The organism is Chryseobacterium viscerum, from assembly GCF_025949665.1.
Taxonomy (GTDB): Bacteria; Bacteroidota; Bacteroidia; order Flavobacteriales; family Weeksellaceae; genus Chryseobacterium; species Chryseobacterium viscerum_A.
Map to the genome: position 1 here is coordinate 541,877 of NZ_JAPDFT010000002.1, position 16,564 is coordinate 558,440.

The window sequence follows — 16,564 nt, forward strand, 5'->3', positions numbered from 1 at the left end:
GAAATTTGTTTTAATTTGTTTGCCTACTCTTTAGATTTTCGGCTTCCTCTTTGTATAATTATTATAATAATTTCGTCTGTTATCTGTATTCTACTTCCAGTTCTTTTACAGAATCAAGCTGTTCATTCCATTCATCTTCAATAAGATCTGGCATAAATACTTCCATATACTTTTTATTGAGTCTTACAGGATATGCATAATTGTTGATAAAGTAATGCGGTGTGAAAAACAGGTTATTCTGTAAATTTTCATAAGAAACAGAAACCAGCTTATTCAATAAAAATGTTCTGTTTTCCAGGGTAGTACTGTATTTTTTCAGCCATTTTTCTGCATTTCGGTGGCTATACCAATCATGAAGAGCCTCAATAAATTTCTGTTCGTTTTTTGTTTGGTATATGTTCAGTAATTGAATCAGCATTTCTTCTACTTCTGCTGTTACAACTCCTGTCATATTAAACCTGATTTTGATGTTAACCTGATCTTTATATCGATTGTAAACTCTCTGCAAAAAATCATGCGCTTCTCTGCAGTATCCACATAAAGGGCTTGTAATAAAAGTAATGGTTACCGGAGCATTCGGATTCCCCAGTAAGATAGGATCTGCTTTTAAAACAAGAGGTTCTGTACTTGTCAGAATATTTTTGAAATAAGGATAATGCCTAATGTATCTTGAGTCAAACTCCGCGTCTTTCTTTAATTTTCCGTAGTTTATTAAAGATTTCTTAATTAAAAAGTAAGTTCCTGCAAACGCAATTATTACCGCAGCCAAAATCAAAACTATTGAAAGATCAAGGTTCATGTTATTTAGAATTCCTGTCGTATTAAACGCCAGATAAATAAGCTGTGCATAGATTACCCCAATAATGCTTAAACATATCGGGCACCATTTCTGCTCTACTTTCATCTGAAAATAAACAGAATACAAGGTAAATGGAATGCATGCCAGCAAAGAAACGGCAATCAGAAAATAATAGTTATTGATAAGCTCCTGATTGAAAACAAGCAATGAAAAAAGTTGGGTTCCAAAAAGAAAAACACTGAGATCACTCAATTTGAATCCTGCAATCTTCCCTTTTTCAGAATTGATGATCTGGCTGCAGCTTGACTTCTCACTACCATCACAAAACTGTGAAGAAAAGCCTGACTCCAGCCCTAATTCTGTTTTTATAGCTTCAAAGGATAAGAATAAGCCCACCATGGTAATCGCTCCAAAACCACTTAAAAACCACCCGCCGATAAAATATAATATCACCAATACTGCACAAAAGATAAATGCTGGTAAAAGTTTGTTATAAAAAGAATTAGTTGATTTTGAGATCTCCCCATTATTTTCAGCAGCCAGTACTGCTCCTGTCCATAAACTTTGCATTTCAGAAAGGAGAATATTTTTTTGGACTCCTTCATGATCAGTATATAAAATGCTTTGTCCCTTTTTTTCAATATAGGATAAAATCAAATGTTTATTTCCTACATCTAATATGGTAAGAAAAGTATCCGGTAAATGATCAAAATCTTCAAAGCCAATTGTAAAAGCCCCATTTGGAATACCAAAAAAGCCAAGAGCATCACTGAAAGCCAATAGACTCGGCGTTTCCGGGTGAGATTCTACCTGATAGATATAATCATTCTTATCATTCTTATCAATCTTTATATCAATTGATTTCAGATATAAAAAAACTGCATTAATTTCTTTTCGTAGTTCCATGGTTATAGTTTGAGTTATTTATACTATCTCTCTATAGTATTATCATTATCCCTGTAATATTTTTTTATTGATTCGGCCTGATGATTCATTTTACTCATCATCTCTTCATTTTTAGAGACATCAGACATACTTTGCATTAGAACAGACAGTGGATCTTTAATGAAGTTTGTTTTATTTTTAATGTAGGCTTCTTTTGACATCACAGCCTCATCCATAATTGATTCGGTGAACAGCTTGTCCCGTACATTTTTTTTACTTCCCACCAATTTCCAGTGATATTCATTATCCGCATCGCTTAGTTCTACAATAAACCCTGGAAGCCCCATAAAAATATAGGGACCATCAAAAACAGGAATCTCCTGAGTAAACCAGGCTATCCAATGTCTACCACCATAATCTGCCTCTGCTTTTTGTGTATGCAGTCTTCCTGTGATTCTGTTCTCTGATGAAAGTTTCCAATGAATATCAACGGGCTCTTTATAAGAAACAGTCCCTATGAACAAATCATCTTTTACAGTAACGGATGGAGTTTCGAGGTCTTTTACCACTTTAAAATTCATGGTTTCCAATGATAAAAAGGGTAAATAAGCCTGTGCGGCCAATAGAGAGTCTGACTCGAATTTTTCCTTTCGCATGAAAACGGATCCTTTATCAAGGCTGTCCAGATAGAAAAGATCTTTCTTAAAGGTTTTATTTTTTGTAGAAGGTTTATACGTAAGCTCATAGTAAAAACGATGAACCTGCCCAGCACAGGTGCAGGAAAATAAAACTACAAAAAAAACGAAAAGATTAACTTTTTTCATTTAAGTCTTCATGGTACTGAGCCAAATATATCTCTTTTTATGGAAATACAATACTTCTGAAATTATTTACAGCAAAGAAAAATTTGAAAACAACACTATTGTCTCTAAATGATATTATAAATCAAACAGATAACATCTTTTTATCAAAAAAAATATTTTTTTAGAGAAATTTATAAATATCCTTTATCGGTGAAAAAAAACAGCAAAAACTAATTTATGGAATAAAAAAAAACACCACTAAATGGTGTTTATATGACCCGATTGTCAACTAAAAACAGTTGTAAAAATCTTAAATAATGTTAAACCTTATTTTTCAAACATCATTTTTGTAATAAAATCCTTCTCTCCTTTTCCTCTTGCCGGAGAATATTCTCTTCCATAGAAAATGATCTGAAGGTGAAGTTTATTCCATACTTCTTCTGGAAATAAGCTCTTTGCATCACGCTCTGTTTCCACCACATTTTTTCCTGAGGTAAGCTTCCACTGTGTCATCAGACGATGAATATGTGTATCTACCGGGAAAGCAGGAAACCCAAACCCTTGGCTCATTACTACTGATGCTGTTTTGTGCCCTACTCCCGGAAGGGCCTCCAGTTCCTCATAAGTCTGAGGAACAATACCATTGTGTCTTTCCAACAGAAGTTCAGCCATTCTTTTCAGGTTTTTGGCCTTTGTATTGGATAGTCCTATTTCTTTGATCAGTTCTTTGATTTCAAATTCTTCCAGCTTAGCCATTCTTTGTGGCGTTCCTGCAACGGCAAAAAGGTCGGGAGTAACCTGGTTTACTTTTTTATCTGTGGTTTGTGCAGAAAGTGCTACAGCAACCATCAAGGTATACGGATCGGTGTGATCTAACGGAATAGGCGTTGTAGGATATAATTTATCCAGTTCTATCTGAACGAGCTCAGCTCTTTGTTTTTTTGTCATGTAACGCTTAAATTTGAACAAAATTAAATCATTATGCTGAAAGTTGGAGATAAATTACCTGAATTTGAAGAACTCAATCAAGACGGAGAAACAGTAGCCTCATCAAAATTAATTGGAAAAAAACTAGTGGTTTTCTTTTATCCACAAGCGAATACACCCACCTGCACAGTGGAAGCCTGCAACCTGAGCGATAATTATACTCAGCTTAAAAAAGCGGGATTTCAATTATTGGGAATAAGCGGTGATTCTGTAAAAAAACAGAAGAATTTCCACAGCAAATTTGCTTTCCCTTATGATCTTATTGCTGACGAAAACCGTAATGTCATCGAAAAGTTCGGGGTATGGCAAGAGAAAAAAACATTTGGAAAAACCTATATGGGAATTGTAAGAACCACTTTTATTTTTGATGAAAATGGCATTTGTACAAGAGTAATTGAAAAGGTGACTTCAAAGACTGCCGCTGAGCAGATTCTGGAAGGTTAATTTTTTAACACAAATATCACAAAGGCTTTCACAAATAACACTATTTAAAATATTATTTGTGAAAGTTTTTTATTGTTATTTATTCTGTTTCGTAATAGTTTAATTCTTCAGTTTCTCCAGGTAGAGTTACATATTTTTTAAATCTTAATCCCAACTTTTCGATCAGTTTTTGGGATGAAACGTTATCTTTTGAAATAATAGCAGATATTTTTGATAATCCAAACTCATCCATCCCAATAGATTTGACCTTCTGAGCTGCTTCAAAAGCATATCCTTTACCTTCAAATTCTTCCAGTAGAGAATACCCGATATCTACAATATCAAGCCCTTCTCTTTCGAAGATTCCTACAGCACCTACTTTTTCGTTTCCATCTTTAGTTACCAAAAGATAGTTTCCGAATCCAAGTCTTTCAATCTGTGGAGCAAATCTGTTCAGGATATAATTTTCGGCATCTTCAATGCTATTAACATTACGATTACCGATATGTTGAATAAATTTTGGTCTGTTATAAAGTTCAAAGACAAAATCTTTGTCTTCACTGGACATCGGACGAAGTATTAGTCGTTCAGTCTCATAAGTATTATCTGCGTTTGGGTGTTTTTTTGGACTCATCTTTCTTTGGTTCTTCTTTTTTTTCGATTTTTAAAAGTCTCGGGTTATTAGCACATTTTTTATTGTAAAGCTCAATATAGGTTCCATTGTCCTTTACATTGCTTACAGCACCTGTAGATTTATTTACAGTCACAGTATAATGTGTTTTCTGATAAGGACATTCCTTTGAGGTCAGTTTTCCAAGGTCCAGATAATAATTCGATTGGTCTTCATGATAGTTACCTGCAAGGTCCTTGAACTCCTCATCTACCATATATCCCTCAGCAGCCAGCATTACAGCAGCTTCCTGAGCATTATCAATCCGGTCTATGAACTTCTTAAGTCCCTCAACATCGGTAACATAATTTACTTTACCACCTTCTGAATAAGCTATATAATAAAAGCTGTCTTCACTGGGAAAAAGATTAAATCCGGAGAACTGAGGAGTATAATTCACCTTACCCGAAATTTTTATTTCTTCACCTTTTCCATAGCTGTTGTATACCAATATCCATGAGTCTACCCTATTGCCAGGGTTGATCTGCTGTAAAATATTCGGAATGCCTGAAAATTTTTTCTTCTCCTGAGAATATCCTAAGGTTCCCAAAAGTAAGAATGTAAGAATTATAAATTGGGTTGCAGCTTTTATCATAATTTAAAAATCAGCAGAAAATATACCAAATATTACATAAACTTATCTCCTTTCTTAAAGTTTTTTAAGTCAAGGACATAATCCTTTATAAGCTGGTCATTATCTCGCGGGCAGATAAGAAGTGCTTTATCAGTATCTACAACAATGTAGTTTTCAAGACCGTCAATGATTACCGCCTTGTTGTTATTTCTAAGACGGATAATATTTCCTTTTGAATTATAGGAAAGCAAATGCTTTAATTTCACTGCATTTCCGTCTTTATCTTTTTCAGTATTTTCGTAGACAGAAGTCCATGTTCCCAGGTCACTCCATCCCAAATCTGATGGAATCACATATACATTCTTTGCTTTTTCTAAAATTCCGTTATCAATTGAGATTTTCTGAACTTTTGGATAAATGGTTTCAATACAGCTGTTTTCCTTTTCTGAATTGTATTCACAAGCCATAAAATGCTGCATCATTTCCGGAAGATAAAGGTCAAAAGCATGATGAATACTTTTTACGCTCCATATAAAAATACCCGCATTCCAAAGGAAATCACCACTTTCTAAGAAGCTCTGGGCAATTTCAAGGATTGGTTTTTCTGTAAATGTCTTGACTTTAAAATAATCAGAACCTTTTTTTTCTACAAACTGAATGTAACCGTAGCCAGTATCAGGCCTTGTGGGAGTAATCCCTAATGTTACCAGATAATCATGTTTTGAAGCTACTTCAAATGCCAGCTCCACTTTTTCCAAAAATACGTCCTCTTTAAGGATCAGATGATCTGCCGGAAGCACAATCATTGTTGCATCCGGATTGATCTCAGCAATCTTGTTGGCCATATACAGGTTACATGCAGCTGTATTCTTCATAAGCGGTTCACCCACAATATTTTCTTCAGGAATCTCCGGAAGCTGTTGATGGGAAAGAGCCACATATTCTTTATTCGTAATCACGAATATTTGCTCTTTAGGAATTACCTTGCTGATTCTGTCATAGGTCTGCTGAATCATAGTACGCCCGGTACCTAAAATATCCTGAAACTGTTTTGGAAATTTCTGCGTGCTCATCGGCCAGAACCGGCTCCCGATTCCTCCCGCCATTATAACGCAGTATCTATCTGATTTTAACATTCTTAGCTACATTTTTCTACCCTAGCTAAAGGCTTGAAAGAATACTTCCTTCCAGTAGCCAGGTTCTTACAAAGATAGTTTTTTTTAACTAGACCTTCCAATAAATACTTTTCGTTGCGGTATATAAAAAACTCACCCTTCTGAAGTTCCTCGATAAAATGAAGAGTATCATCTTGTTTCTCAGTATGAAAATACCTTACCAGATCAGGGCTTGCCATGAAGTTTGCTTTGGGTGATTTTGAAAACTTTACAATGATAGGTTTTAGCTCTTCATCATAAATTTCAAGGCTTTCAAGAAGCATATTTCTGAAGGTTTCTTTCCATTCGTTGCCATGAGGAGAAATTTTTCGTCCATATTTTTCAAACGCAATCAGGTGTGCAAGCTCATGAGTCAGTACAAAGAAAAAAAGCTGTGGGGTAAGCGTGGAGTTTACCGTTATTTCATGGGAATTATCCGGAAGTCTTCTGTAATCTCCCAGTTTTGAATTCCTGTTTCTTGTAACTTTTATGTGTATATAGTAATCTGAAAACCAGATTCTTAAATATTTAAGAGTATTATTTTGAGGTAAATATTTTTCTAATGATTGAATTGGCATTTTACAAACTTAATGGAATTCCTGCATAGAAATTCAATAATTTAAGACTAAAAAGATAATTATATTTTGCCTGCGCTACTGATCCCTGTGCATTTGCATAATTATTTCTTGCCACATTTACGTCATAGATCGTAGATCTTCCTGCAGCATAACTTTTGTCAGCAAAATCAAGAGCTAGTTTGGAGCTTTTTTCTGCTTCTACAGCGGCCAGATAATTTTCATAATTGGCATCTGCATCAAACTGAGCTTTCTGAACATTTTGTCTTACTGTCTGCTTCTGTTGTTCTAACGTATTCTTGGCTATACTTTCGTTTATTTTAGACTGCTCTACCTGAAGCTTTGTTTTCCCTTTATTAAAGATAGGGATATTAAGGGATAACCCTACATTTTGTCCAAACTGATCTTTATATTGTTCAAAAAAAGTTCCCTGCACAGTACCCGGCATAGGATCAAACTGTCTGTTATAGAAAGTATTAAGACCCGCACTCGCTGTTAATGTAGGCCAGAACGCTGTTTTGCTTACCTCAGTTTGCGCTTCTGCAGATCTTATTCTGCTTTCGGCTGCTTTGATCTGCGGTTGTATTTCATACGCAGTAGTAAGCACTTCATCCACTGAATTAAGCTGTAAATCAAGTTTTTCCGGAACATTTACATCTTCCACATCGAAACCTTTATAATCTGAAAGCTGCAATAACTGAGCGATGGCAAACAAGGCACGTCCAACGTTGACTTCTGCTGTTTTAAGGTTTTGTTTTTCTCTTGCCAGTGCAGCTTCAGCCTCTGCCAAGACTGTCTGAGCAGTCGTTCCAACCTGAGTCGTGATTTTAGCTCTGTCAAACTGTTTCTGAGCATTTCCCACAGCACTCTGAGAGATTTTAACGATCTCTTTATTCAACAGGGCAGTCAGATATTGCTGAGCAATCTGAAGAGAGATATCATTTTTAATGGTTTCAATGTCATATTGACTTGCTTCTACATCAAACTGGGCCTTTCTTACATTCTTCTCTAACCTCCCGTTATTATAGAGCAAAACATCAGCACTCAGACCAACATTGTTATTGAATCTATCGTTTCTAAAGCTTCCGGCTCCTAATGACCCTTGCCCGAAACTCACCCCATTCGTCATACTTCCCGATACAGAAGGCAAATATTCTTTTTTGGCCGCTTTAAGGCTGTATTCCTGATTTTGTTTGTTATACTGATTTTGGATAACCTGAAGATTATGCTCCACTGCATAGCTTACACATTCTTTTAAGGACCATTTCTTCTGAGCGCTTAAACCCAGACAGCTTAGTCCAAAAACGATAATCCAAACTTTTTTCATATTATGTAGATGTTTATTTGTTTTTTTAATGGTCATATGGAATCACGTCATCTTCATTCAGTATTTGTATCTACAAATCACAGCGATTTCATATTAAGATTTTTCCCTATTAGACGAAGTAAATATAAAAAAGTTACAGATTGAAAAAAATAGTTTCATTTTAATAAAACTTTTGAGAATTTTGCATCATGACAAATGAACAATATCAGGAAGCTATTGACTGGCTTTTCGTGCAGATGCCCAACTATCAGATAGATGGACAGAAGGCTTACAAACCTGGACTTGACAATATCATCAAGCTTTGCGCTTTCTTTGGAAATCCCCAGGATAAAATAAAGTGTATCCACATTGGCGGTACCAATGGAAAAGGTTCTTCAAGCAATATGCTGGCATCGGTTCTTCAGGAGGCTGGTTATAAAACCGGATTATACAATTCTCCGCATTTGATAGACTTTACAGAGCGTATCAAGGTTAACGGAAAAAACTGTAATAAGGAATTTGTCTTTGAGTTTATCCAAAAATTAAAAAACCTTCCAGAAGATATCCGCCCCTCTTTCTTTGAATTTACAACAATCATGGCTTTTGAATATTTTTATCAGCAGCAGGTAGATTTTGCCATTATTGAAGTTGGATTGGGAGGAAGACTGGATTCAACAAACATTATTAAACCCCTGATCTCTGCAATTACAAATGTTCAACTGGATCATCAGAATATTCTTGGAGATACCATCGAAGAAATTGCAGCGGAAAAAGCCGGAATTGTTAAACACAATATCCCTGTTATCTCTGGTGATGAAAATGAAATAGTCAAAAATATCATCAGAAATAAAGCAACAAAAGAAAATGCTTCTTTTATAGATGCAACTCTTATTGAGACACCCCTTACCTCTGATCTGAAAGGAAATTATCAGAAGAAAAATATCCGAGTTGTACTGGCTGCCGTAGAAGAATTAAGAAAACTGGAAATACATATTTCTGACAATGATCTTGAAAATGGACTCCTCCATGTTCATCAGAATACAGGATTTATAGGCCGCTGGTTCGAATTTTCAAATAATCCGCTTACAATTTGTGATACGGGACACAATCAGGCAGGTTTGGAGTATGTTTTTTCACAATTAAATTCAATTGACAGACACAAGCATGTCATTTTGGGGTTTGTGAATGATAAAAAAATAGATGATGTGATGAAATTACTTCCTGAAAATTCTGAGTTTTATTTTGCAAAACCATCTGTCAACAGGGGCAGACACCCGGAAGATTATGAAAATCTACTTCAGGAGGCAAAAATTTTTTATAAAATTTTCGATTCCGTACAGGAAGCGTATCTGTCTGCAAAAGAACAATGTACAAATGAAGAAATGATTTTTATCGGCGGAAGCAACTTTGTAGTGGGAGATTTTTTAGAAAAAAATTTGGAGATTAAAGAATAAGTCGTATATTTGCACCACTCTAAACAAGAGAACAAGTCTAGAGGGTTCTTAGCTCAGTTGGTTCAGAGCATCTGGTTTACACCCAGAGGGTCGGGGGTTCGAATCCCTCAGGACCCACAGAAAAGGAAACGAAACCTTTCAAAAAAATTCGGGTTCTTAGCTCAGTTGGTTCAGAGCATCTGGTTTACACCCAGAGGGTCGGGGGTTCGAATCCCTCAGGACCCACAAAAAATCTCTCAGATTTCTGGGAGATTTTTTTATTTTTATCCTAAGTAATTAATAAAGCTTCCCTCCACTTTTCCTTATATTTATCTACCTTTGCTTGCATTTGAATTTCGCTTGACATGAAGGAACTCCATATCATATCATTCAATTACCCCTACCCTCCTTCTTATGGTGGAATTATTGATGTATATTATAAGATCAATGCTTTGTCTGATCTGGGAGTAAAAATCCACCTTCACTGTTTTGTAGATCAAATCCCTGATAAGATTGATCCGGAAGTCAAAGACATTACGGAAAATGTCTTTTTTTATGAAAAGAAAAAAAACATTCTTCTTTATTTCCTAAAAACGCCTTTCGCTGCTATAATAAGAGATTCCGATCTACTTCTTAAAAATCTTGAAAAGATTAAAGCTCCTGTATTGTTCGAAGGCTTACAAACAACCCATATTATGCGGTTTATAAGAGGCAATAACCACAAACTCTACCTCCGTTACCATAATAACGAAAAAGAGTACTATAAAGGGCTTTCTGTCTCAGAGAAAAATATCTTCAAAAAGATAGTCTACAAAATTGAATCTTTAAAGTATGCAGGATATCAGAAAAAGCTTTTAAAGAAGTTTGAAACGGTGTTCTGCCTGTCTGAAAAAGAATATAATGAAGTGAAGACTTATTCAGGAAATGCCCAGTTAATCCACATTTTTCATGGTAATCAGTCTGTAAAGCAGCTAGATAAAAAGGGAAAATATTTTCTTTTTCATGGAGATCTCACTACGGCTGATAACAAACAAGCACTGGCTGAGACTCTTACTTTATTCAAGACTCTTCCTCAGTATAACCTGATTGTTGCCTCCGATCGTGCCAGTGAAGACATAAAAAGAAAAATATCTGCAGTGGAAAATATCAACCTCGTTCCTATTCGTACTTCAGAAAACCTTTGCCACCTTCTGGAAAACGCCCATGCCAATATTCTGATTTCTTACCAGAATTCAGGAACCAAAGTGAAGCTTTTCAACACCCTTTACAACAGTCGTTTTGTGATTATTAATGGGAATATTACAGATGATCCTGCTTTAACGGATTTATGCCTTTATGGAGCTGATATGCCTGAAATCCGCCAACAGATTATCTCCTCTGCTGAAAAAGACTATGATGACACTGAAAAAAGAAAGCAAGTCTTAGAAAAAATACACTCGGATCATGCTAAAGCCGGACAGATTATAAAGGTTATTTTTAAAAATTAACCCGATCTACCACTTTCTGGATATTAAATTCCTCAAGACAAGCCCAGTCTCCCCTGTAGCATTCTTTATCTCCAAAAACAGAACACGGCCTGCAGGTAAGATCTTTTACCTGAACAACATCTTCTTCACTCTGTCCGAATCCTAGAAACCCGGCATATGGATGGGTAGCACCCCAAATAGAAACACATCTTGTTCCTACAAGACTGGCAAGGTGCATATTCGCAGAATCCATGGAAATCATCAGTTCCAGCTTCGCAATATGATTAAGTTCTTCCGTAAGGTTTAATTTTCCGGAAAGATTTTTGGTGTTGGGAATTTCACTTTCCCATCTTTCAAGGGTTTCTGTTTCTTTTTTACCTCCGCCAAAGAAATATACCGTATGTTTCTGAGCCAGAATTCTGACCAGTTCATAGGATTTTTCCAGAGGAAGCATTTTTCCTTTGTGTTGAGCAAAAGGGGCAAAACCAATCCCTGATTTTTGTTCCGGAGTTGGTCTGAGCTGATGTGAAAGCTCAACTTTGAATCCCATTTTCCTGAATACATCAGCATAACGCTCCACTGTTTTCTTCAGCTGTACTTTCTCGAGATTCCAGACATCCGTAAGATGTTCTTTTTCCTCTTTCCCTTTATCTATTTTAAAAACTTTAAGTCCTTTTCTTCTGTATATCCGATCTAAAACCTTGGTTCGGATCACGTCGTGAAGATTGGCAATACAATCCGGATTAAACTCTTTGATCAGTTCATTGCTCAGTTTCCTCAATCCAAACAGACCTTTATAATCATCCAGATCAATCCCTTTAAAGGTCACATTAGGAACTCCCGCAAACAGGCCTTCAAAATTCTTCCTGGACACCATAATAATTTCCACACCGGGGTTCTGCTCCAGAAATTCTCTGAAAACAGGTACAGTCATCGCAACATCTCCGAATGCGGAAAAACGATATGCTAAAATTTTTGTCACGGCTATGATTTCAGTTGATAGGCAACTGCATAAAACTTGATCTGCTTGGTCATTGCCATCAATCCGTTAGCTCTGGATGGCGAAAGAAATTCCTGTAATCCTATTTCAGCAATAAAATCAAAATCAGAATCCAGAATTTCCTGAGTGGAATGCCCACTATAGATACTTACTAAAAGAGAAACGATTCCTTTGGGTAAAATACCGTCAGAATCTGCATTAAAGAAAAGTTTCCCATCTTTAAATTCAGCATCAATCCAAACTTTACTCTGGCAGCCTTTTATCAGATTTTCTTCAGTTTTTCTTTCTTCCGGCAACCCTTTCAGTTCTTTTCCAAGATCAATAATGTACTCGTACTTTTGCTCCCAATCGTCAAGAAAAGCGAATTCGTCGATTATTTCCTGCTGTTTTTCTTTAATGGTCATTTTTAATAAAATTTCTTTTGCAAAGATAACCAATTTTGTAAAATTTATTACCGGGATGCTTTTTCAAAAAGCTGAAGGATTTTTGTTTCTTCGTTCTCCCAGCAAAATACATCTGCGGCTTTATTAAGTTCGCTCTGATAATACAGTCTTCCTCTTTCAAGAACCAGATTAATCGCTTTTTCAATCGTTTCAGGCTGATGATCTGTAATGATTTCACCTACATTAAACTGATTCTTTATACGCTGCATTTCCGGAAAATTTATCATGACAAGCGGTACTCGGGATTGGATATAATCACAAACCTTATTGGGGAGTGAAAAATAATAGCTTACTCCGTTATTTTCTTCAAGACTGAATCCAGCATCAGCAGTTTTGGTTATTTCCCTGAGATTTTCAGGTTTCAGCTTACCAAGGAAAAATACTTTATCCTGAAGTTTCTCCTGAATGACAAGATTTTCGTATTCTTTTTTCTTTGGGCCGTCGCCTGCAATTTTCAAAACAGCACCTTTAATATGATGCATTGCCACAATCATTTTTTCTATTCCTCTGGATTGATTAATCGCTCCCTGGTAGAGAATAATTTTAGGGTGGTTTTCCGGAATTTCGGGGGCAGAGAGGATTTTCCTCGGAATATTTCTGACAACAATGGGATTTACATTATATTTTTCATGAAACCATTCGGCATAGCTTTCACTTTCCGTCATCATCAGTTTCATATGAGGAACCAGTTTTCGTTCAAGCACTCTCCAGAATTTCTGGGAGAATCTTTTTTGAACCGATGGCATTTCTGTAAAAATTTCATGACTGTCAAAGACCAACGGAATGTTCATTTTTTTGGCAATGAGATAATTTGGCAGAAGTGCATCAATGTCATTGGCATGAAGGATAGTATCTTTGTCCGCTTTTTTCTTAAGTTCATGGTATAATTTCCAGTTGAACTCAAAATAAGCTGTCTTCAGGCTTTTTGACGTCAATCCTATTCTTGAAAAAGGATAAGGACGTTCCATTGCCTCATTTCCTTCCCAATCGTTTCCGATCAGTTCAATGGGATATCCGTTGTCAAAAAGGGTTTTGCATACTTTTTCTATTCGCTGATCGGTATACAAACTGCTAAAGGCAGACACTAGTATTTTTTTCTTCATTAATTTTTCTTGTCTAATATTAAATAATAGATCTGAATGAAACAAATGAGCCCGTTTGGAATGATAACCGGCCAAAGCATTCCATTGAAGATACCATAAATGACAAAACAAATACAGCCGATCATGTTGACTACTCTGATTTTTCTTACATCTTTCAGTATGAAACTCAATACGATAAAAAGAGAAGCAGAATAGCCGATGTAGGTGGTAATTTCAGTATTCATGGGGGAAATTTAAGGATAACAAACTTAATCATTTTCAATAAGATAATAAAATTTTTTCTGCCATAAAGTCATTAATTGATTTTTGGTAAAATATTTGTAATTTAGATAATGAATAAAAGGTAATGTTGCCTTTGTTCTAATGAGATATATTATGGATTATAAGTTTTCACAAGGTTTGAGCCAGGTGTTCAAACAAAGCAAAAGCGAAGCTAAAAGGCTGAAAAGTGAATTTCTTAATACAGAACATCTACTTTTAGGTATTATAAAAACGGAAAACTCTGCAAAAGAAATCCTTCAAAACCTTAATGCGGATTTAACACAAATCAGAAGAAAAATTGAAACTTTAAATACAGCGAGTCTTAATCCTATTTCTGAAGAGGTTACCAATATTTCTTTCACTAAGATGGCAGATCATGCCATTAAACGTGCAGAGTTAGAATGCCGTCAATATAAAAGCAATGAAATTAATACCGTTCACCTGCTTTTGGGTATTCTTTATAAATATGAGGATCCTACTTCAAATATTCTGGGAGCTTATGACATCGACTATGAAGGAGTTTCAAGAGAATACCAGACTATGCTTAAAAATTCAGGCCAGTCTCCACAGATGAGTGCTTACGATGATGATGATGAGAGAGAAGAATTTGAGCAAATGAGAAAGCCTACAGGAAATCTAGGTTCTGCAAAAAGTAAAACGCCTACATTGGATAACTTTGGTAGAGACCTTACTTCTTTGGCAAGAGATGGAAAACTAGACCCGGTAATCGGGCGTGAAAAAGAAATTGAGAGAGTTTCTCAGATCTTATCCCGCAGAAAGAAAAACAACCCACTTCTTATTGGGGAGCCGGGAGTTGGTAAATCTGCCATTGCTGAAGGTTTGGCATTAAGAATTCAACAGAAAAAAGTGTCAAGAGTTCTTTACGGAAAACGTGTGATCACTTTGGATCTGGCAAGTTTAGTTGCCGGAACTAAATACCGTGGCCAGTTTGAAGAAAGAATGAAGGCCATTATGACGGAACTGGAAAAAAACAGAGATGTCATCTTATTTATTGATGAGCTTCATACCATTGTGGGAGCGGGAAGTTCTACTGGAAGTTTAGATGCTTCCAATATGTTTAAACCTGCTTTGGCAAGAGGAGAAATTCAATGCATCGGGGCAACGACTCTGGATGAATACCGTCAATATATTGAAAAAGACGGTGCTTTAGAAAGAAGATTCCAGAAAGTAATGGTGGAGCCTACTTCTATTGATGAAACTATTCAGATTCTGAATCAGATCAAAGATAAGTATGAAGAGCACCACAATGTAATTTATACTCCTGAAGCTATTACAGCGTGTGTGAATCTGACATCGAGATATATTACAGACCGTTTCTTACCGGACAAAGCGATTGATGCGATGGACGAGGCAGGATCACGTGTTTATATCAAAAACATGAAAGTTCCTACAGAAATCATTGATTTTGAAAAGAAAATTGAAGATATCAAAGAACTGAAGCAGAAAGCTGTAAAAGCTCAGGATTACCTTGAAGCAAGAAAGCTTAAAGATGAAGAGGAACGTCTTCAAATGGAACTGAATGCAGCCCAGGAAAAATGGGATAAAGATGTAAAAGAGAAAAAAGAAACCGTAACGGAAGAAAATGTAGCGGAAGTGGTTTCTATGATGAGTGGAGTTCCTGTAACGAAAGTTGGCAAAAACGAGCTTGACAAGCTTGCCCAGATGGATGAAAAACTGAACGGAAAAGTAATCGGCCAGGAAGATGCTGTGAAAAAAGTTGTGAAAGCAATTCAGAGAAACAGAGCAGGTCTTAAAGATCCGAACCGTCCTATCGGTACATTTATTTTCCTTGGAACAACCGGGGTTGGTAAAACCGAGCTTGCTAAAGTAATGGCGAGAGAGCTGTTTGAATCTGACGAATCTCTGATCAGAATTGACATGAGTGAATACATGGAGAAATTCGCAGTTTCAAGATTGGTGGGTGCGCCTCCGGGATACGTAGGATACGAAGAAGGTGGTCAGCTGACTGAAGCGGTAAGAAGAAAACCTTATGCAGTGGTTCTTTTGGATGAGATTGAAAAGGCTCACCCGGATGTATTCAATATTCTGTTACAGATCCTTGATGAAGGACACGTTACAGACAGCTTAGGCAGAAAAATCGACTTCAGAAATACGATTATCATCCTTACATCCAACATCGGAACGAGAGATCTTAAAGACTTTGGAGATGGCGTAGGGTTCGGAACTTCAGCTAAAAAGACAAGCTCAGATACAAGAGCGAGAAGCACCATTGAAAGTGCCCTTAAGAAAGCATTTGCTCCTGAATTCTTAAACAGAATTGATGACATTGTGATCTTCAACTCTCTTGTTCAGGATGATATCAAGAAAATTATTGATATTGAATTGAACAAATTGTATAGCAGAATTGAAAAATTAGGATATAAAGTGGATCTTACTGAAGAAGCGAAAGACTTTATTTCTGAAAAAGGATGGGATAAAGATTTCGGTGCAAGACCATTGAAACGAGCAATCCAGAAATATATTGAAGACTTATTGGCAGAAATGCTGGTAAACAAGCAATTGAATGAAGGAGAAACCGTGGTTCTTGATCTTAATGATGCTAAGGACGGACTGATTGGAAAAACGCAGAAAGCGAAAAAATCAGCTGCTGAGAAGTCTTCTCAATCATAATTAAATAAATAATTTAATTTCAATAGAAAA

Annotated in this window: 16 protein-coding genes and 2 tRNA genes; 6 read left to right on the forward strand and 12 right to left on the reverse strand. The window is 36.1% G+C overall.

Features of this window, described 5'->3' with window-relative positions:
• Window positions 1-79 precede the first annotated feature (79 nt).
• The 3 genes from OL225_RS16620 to OL225_RS16630 all read right to left on the reverse strand — a co-directional run bounded on the left by OL225_RS16620 (window position 80) and on the right by OL225_RS16630 (window position 3,435).
• Window positions 80-1,705, reverse strand: coding sequence for a vitamin K epoxide reductase family protein (locus OL225_RS16620; RefSeq protein ID WP_264518970.1), 1,626 nt, complete (start codon window positions 1,703-1,705; stop codon window positions 80-82).
• Window positions 1,706-1,728: 23 nt separating this feature from the next.
• Window positions 1,729-2,508 carry a GLPGLI family protein gene (locus OL225_RS16625; RefSeq protein WP_264518971.1) on the reverse strand — a complete coding sequence of 260 codons (780 nt, stop codon included), beginning with the start codon at window positions 2,506-2,508 and terminating at the stop codon, window positions 1,729-1,731.
• A 306-nt stretch (window positions 2,509-2,814) separates the two neighbouring features.
• Window positions 2,815-3,435 carry an endonuclease III domain-containing protein gene (locus OL225_RS16630; RefSeq protein ID WP_047375946.1) on the reverse strand — a complete coding sequence of 207 codons (621 nt, stop codon included), beginning with the start codon at window positions 3,433-3,435 and terminating at the stop codon, window positions 2,815-2,817.
• Between the two features lie 33 nt (window positions 3,436-3,468).
• Between OL225_RS16630 and bcp the strand changes: the two genes are divergently transcribed.
• Complete coding sequence (gene bcp, locus OL225_RS16635; RefSeq protein ID WP_264518972.1) at window positions 3,469-3,918, forward strand: thioredoxin-dependent thiol peroxidase; 450 nt, start codon at window positions 3,469-3,471, stop codon at window positions 3,916-3,918.
• A 79-nt stretch (window positions 3,919-3,997) separates the two neighbouring features.
• Here bcp and OL225_RS16640 read toward each other — a convergent pair whose 3' ends face one another.
• Genes OL225_RS16640 through OL225_RS16660 form a run of 5 tightly spaced genes read right to left on the reverse strand, consistent with a single transcriptional unit; the run spans window position 3,998 to window position 8,197 of the window.
• Window positions 3,998-4,531 carry a GNAT family N-acetyltransferase gene (locus OL225_RS16640; protein ID WP_047375943.1) on the reverse strand — a complete coding sequence of 178 codons (534 nt, stop codon included), beginning with the start codon at window positions 4,529-4,531 and terminating at the stop codon, window positions 3,998-4,000.
• Entirely contained in the window at window positions 4,500-5,162 is a 663-nt protein-coding gene (locus OL225_RS16645) for a hypothetical protein (RefSeq protein ID WP_264518973.1), read from the reverse strand. Before OL225_RS16645 ends, OL225_RS16640 begins: the two co-directional genes overlap by 32 nt.
• Window positions 5,163-5,194: 32 nt before the next feature.
• Window positions 5,195-6,277 carry a mannose-1-phosphate guanylyltransferase gene (locus OL225_RS16650; protein WP_047375939.1) on the reverse strand — a complete coding sequence of 361 codons (1,083 nt, stop codon included), beginning with the start codon at window positions 6,275-6,277 and terminating at the stop codon, window positions 5,195-5,197.
• 2 nt (window positions 6,278-6,279) lie between these two features.
• Window positions 6,280-6,873, reverse strand: a complete 594-nt coding sequence (locus OL225_RS16655) for a SprT-like domain-containing protein (protein ID WP_264518974.1) — start codon at window positions 6,871-6,873, stop codon at window positions 6,280-6,282.
• Window position 6,874: 1 nt separating this feature from the next.
• Window positions 6,875-8,197, reverse strand: coding sequence for a TolC family protein (locus OL225_RS16660; protein ID WP_264518975.1), 1,323 nt, complete (start codon window positions 8,195-8,197; stop codon window positions 6,875-6,877).
• A gap of 188 nt (window positions 8,198-8,385) precedes the next feature.
• Between OL225_RS16660 and OL225_RS16665 the strand changes: the two genes are divergently transcribed.
• From OL225_RS16665 to OL225_RS16680, 4 genes are all read left to right on the forward strand, one after another.
• Window positions 8,386-9,630: a bifunctional folylpolyglutamate synthase/dihydrofolate synthase gene (locus tag OL225_RS16665; protein ID WP_264518976.1), complete on the forward strand. Its 1,245-nt coding sequence runs from the start codon at window positions 8,386-8,388 to the stop codon at window positions 9,628-9,630.
• Between the two features lie 42 nt (window positions 9,631-9,672).
• A tRNA-Val gene (locus OL225_RS16670) sits at window positions 9,673-9,747 on the forward strand.
• A gap of 33 nt (window positions 9,748-9,780) precedes the next feature.
• A tRNA-Val gene (locus tag OL225_RS16675) sits at window positions 9,781-9,855 on the forward strand.
• A gap of 119 nt (window positions 9,856-9,974) precedes the next feature.
• Window positions 9,975-11,096 (forward strand): hypothetical protein, encoded by a 1,122-nt coding sequence (locus tag OL225_RS16680; RefSeq protein ID WP_264518977.1) that lies wholly within the window; start codon window positions 9,975-9,977, stop codon window positions 11,094-11,096.
• Here the strand turns inward: OL225_RS16680 and OL225_RS16685 are convergent.
• Genes OL225_RS16685 through OL225_RS16700 form a run of 4 tightly spaced genes read right to left on the reverse strand, consistent with a single transcriptional unit; the run spans window position 11,086 to window position 13,845 of the window.
• Complete coding sequence (locus tag OL225_RS16685) at window positions 11,086-12,009, reverse strand: glycosyltransferase family 9 protein (RefSeq protein ID WP_413541857.1); 924 nt, start codon at window positions 12,007-12,009, stop codon at window positions 11,086-11,088. The two genes, OL225_RS16680 and OL225_RS16685, sit on opposite strands and share 11 nt — an antisense overlap.
• Window positions 12,010-12,059: 50 nt before the next feature.
• Entirely contained in the window at window positions 12,060-12,479 is a 420-nt protein-coding gene (locus OL225_RS16690) for a SufE family protein (RefSeq protein WP_047375924.1), read from the reverse strand.
• Between the two features lie 47 nt (window positions 12,480-12,526).
• Complete coding sequence (locus tag OL225_RS16695) at window positions 12,527-13,621, reverse strand: glycosyltransferase (RefSeq protein ID WP_264518979.1); 1,095 nt, start codon at window positions 13,619-13,621, stop codon at window positions 12,527-12,529.
• The gene (locus tag OL225_RS16700; protein WP_047375919.1) at window positions 13,621-13,845 is read right to left on the reverse strand and encodes a hypothetical protein; all 225 of its coding nucleotides are present in this window, start codon (window positions 13,843-13,845) and stop codon (window positions 13,621-13,623) included. Before OL225_RS16700 ends, OL225_RS16695 begins: the two co-directional genes overlap by 1 nt.
• Window positions 13,846-13,996: 151 nt before the next feature.
• Between OL225_RS16700 and OL225_RS16705 the strand changes: the two genes are divergently transcribed.
• Complete coding sequence (locus OL225_RS16705; RefSeq protein ID WP_264518980.1) at window positions 13,997-16,534, forward strand: ATP-dependent Clp protease ATP-binding subunit; 2,538 nt, start codon at window positions 13,997-13,999, stop codon at window positions 16,532-16,534.
• Window positions 16,535-16,564 lie beyond the last annotated feature (30 nt).

Coding starts and splice junctions, on each gene's coding strand:
- OL225_RS16620 (WP_264518970.1), bottom strand. CDS start 1,705: ATGGAACTACGAAAAGAAATTAATGCAGTTTTTTTATATCTGAAATCA.
- OL225_RS16625 (WP_264518971.1), bottom strand. CDS start 2,508: ATGAAAAAAGTTAATCTTTTCGTTTTTTTTGTAGTTTTATTTTCCTGC.
- OL225_RS16630 (WP_047375946.1), bottom strand. CDS start 3,435: ATGACAAAAAAACAAAGAGCTGAGCTCGTTCAGATAGAACTGGATAAA.
- bcp (WP_264518972.1), top strand. CDS start 3,469: ATGCTGAAAGTTGGAGATAAATTACCTGAATTTGAAGAACTCAATCAA.
- OL225_RS16640 (WP_047375943.1), bottom strand. CDS start 4,531: ATGAGTCCAAAAAAACACCCAAACGCAGATAATACTTATGAGACTGAA.
- OL225_RS16645 (WP_264518973.1), bottom strand. CDS start 5,162: ATGATAAAAGCTGCAACCCAATTTATAATTCTTACATTCTTACTTTTG.
- OL225_RS16650 (WP_047375939.1), bottom strand. CDS start 6,277: ATGTTAAAATCAGATAGATACTGCGTTATAATGGCGGGAGGAATCGGG.
- OL225_RS16655 (WP_264518974.1), bottom strand. CDS start 6,873: ATGCCAATTCAATCATTAGAAAAATATTTACCTCAAAATAATACTCTT.
- OL225_RS16660 (WP_264518975.1), bottom strand. CDS start 8,197: ATGAAAAAAGTTTGGATTATCGTTTTTGGACTAAGCTGTCTGGGTTTA.
- OL225_RS16665 (WP_264518976.1), top strand. CDS start 8,386: ATGACAAATGAACAATATCAGGAAGCTATTGACTGGCTTTTCGTGCAG.
- OL225_RS16680 (WP_264518977.1), top strand. CDS start 9,975: ATGAAGGAACTCCATATCATATCATTCAATTACCCCTACCCTCCTTCT.
- OL225_RS16685 (WP_413541857.1), bottom strand. CDS start 12,009: ATGACTGTACCTGTTTTCAGAGAATTTCTGGAGCAGAACCCCGGTGTG.
- OL225_RS16690 (WP_047375924.1), bottom strand. CDS start 12,479: ATGACCATTAAAGAAAAACAGCAGGAAATAATCGACGAATTCGCTTTT.
- OL225_RS16695 (WP_264518979.1), bottom strand. CDS start 13,621: ATGAAGAAAAAAATACTAGTGTCTGCCTTTAGCAGTTTGTATACCGAT.
- OL225_RS16700 (WP_047375919.1), bottom strand. CDS start 13,845: ATGAATACTGAAATTACCACCTACATCGGCTATTCTGCTTCTCTTTTT.
- OL225_RS16705 (WP_264518980.1), top strand. CDS start 13,997: ATGGATTATAAGTTTTCACAAGGTTTGAGCCAGGTGTTCAAACAAAGC.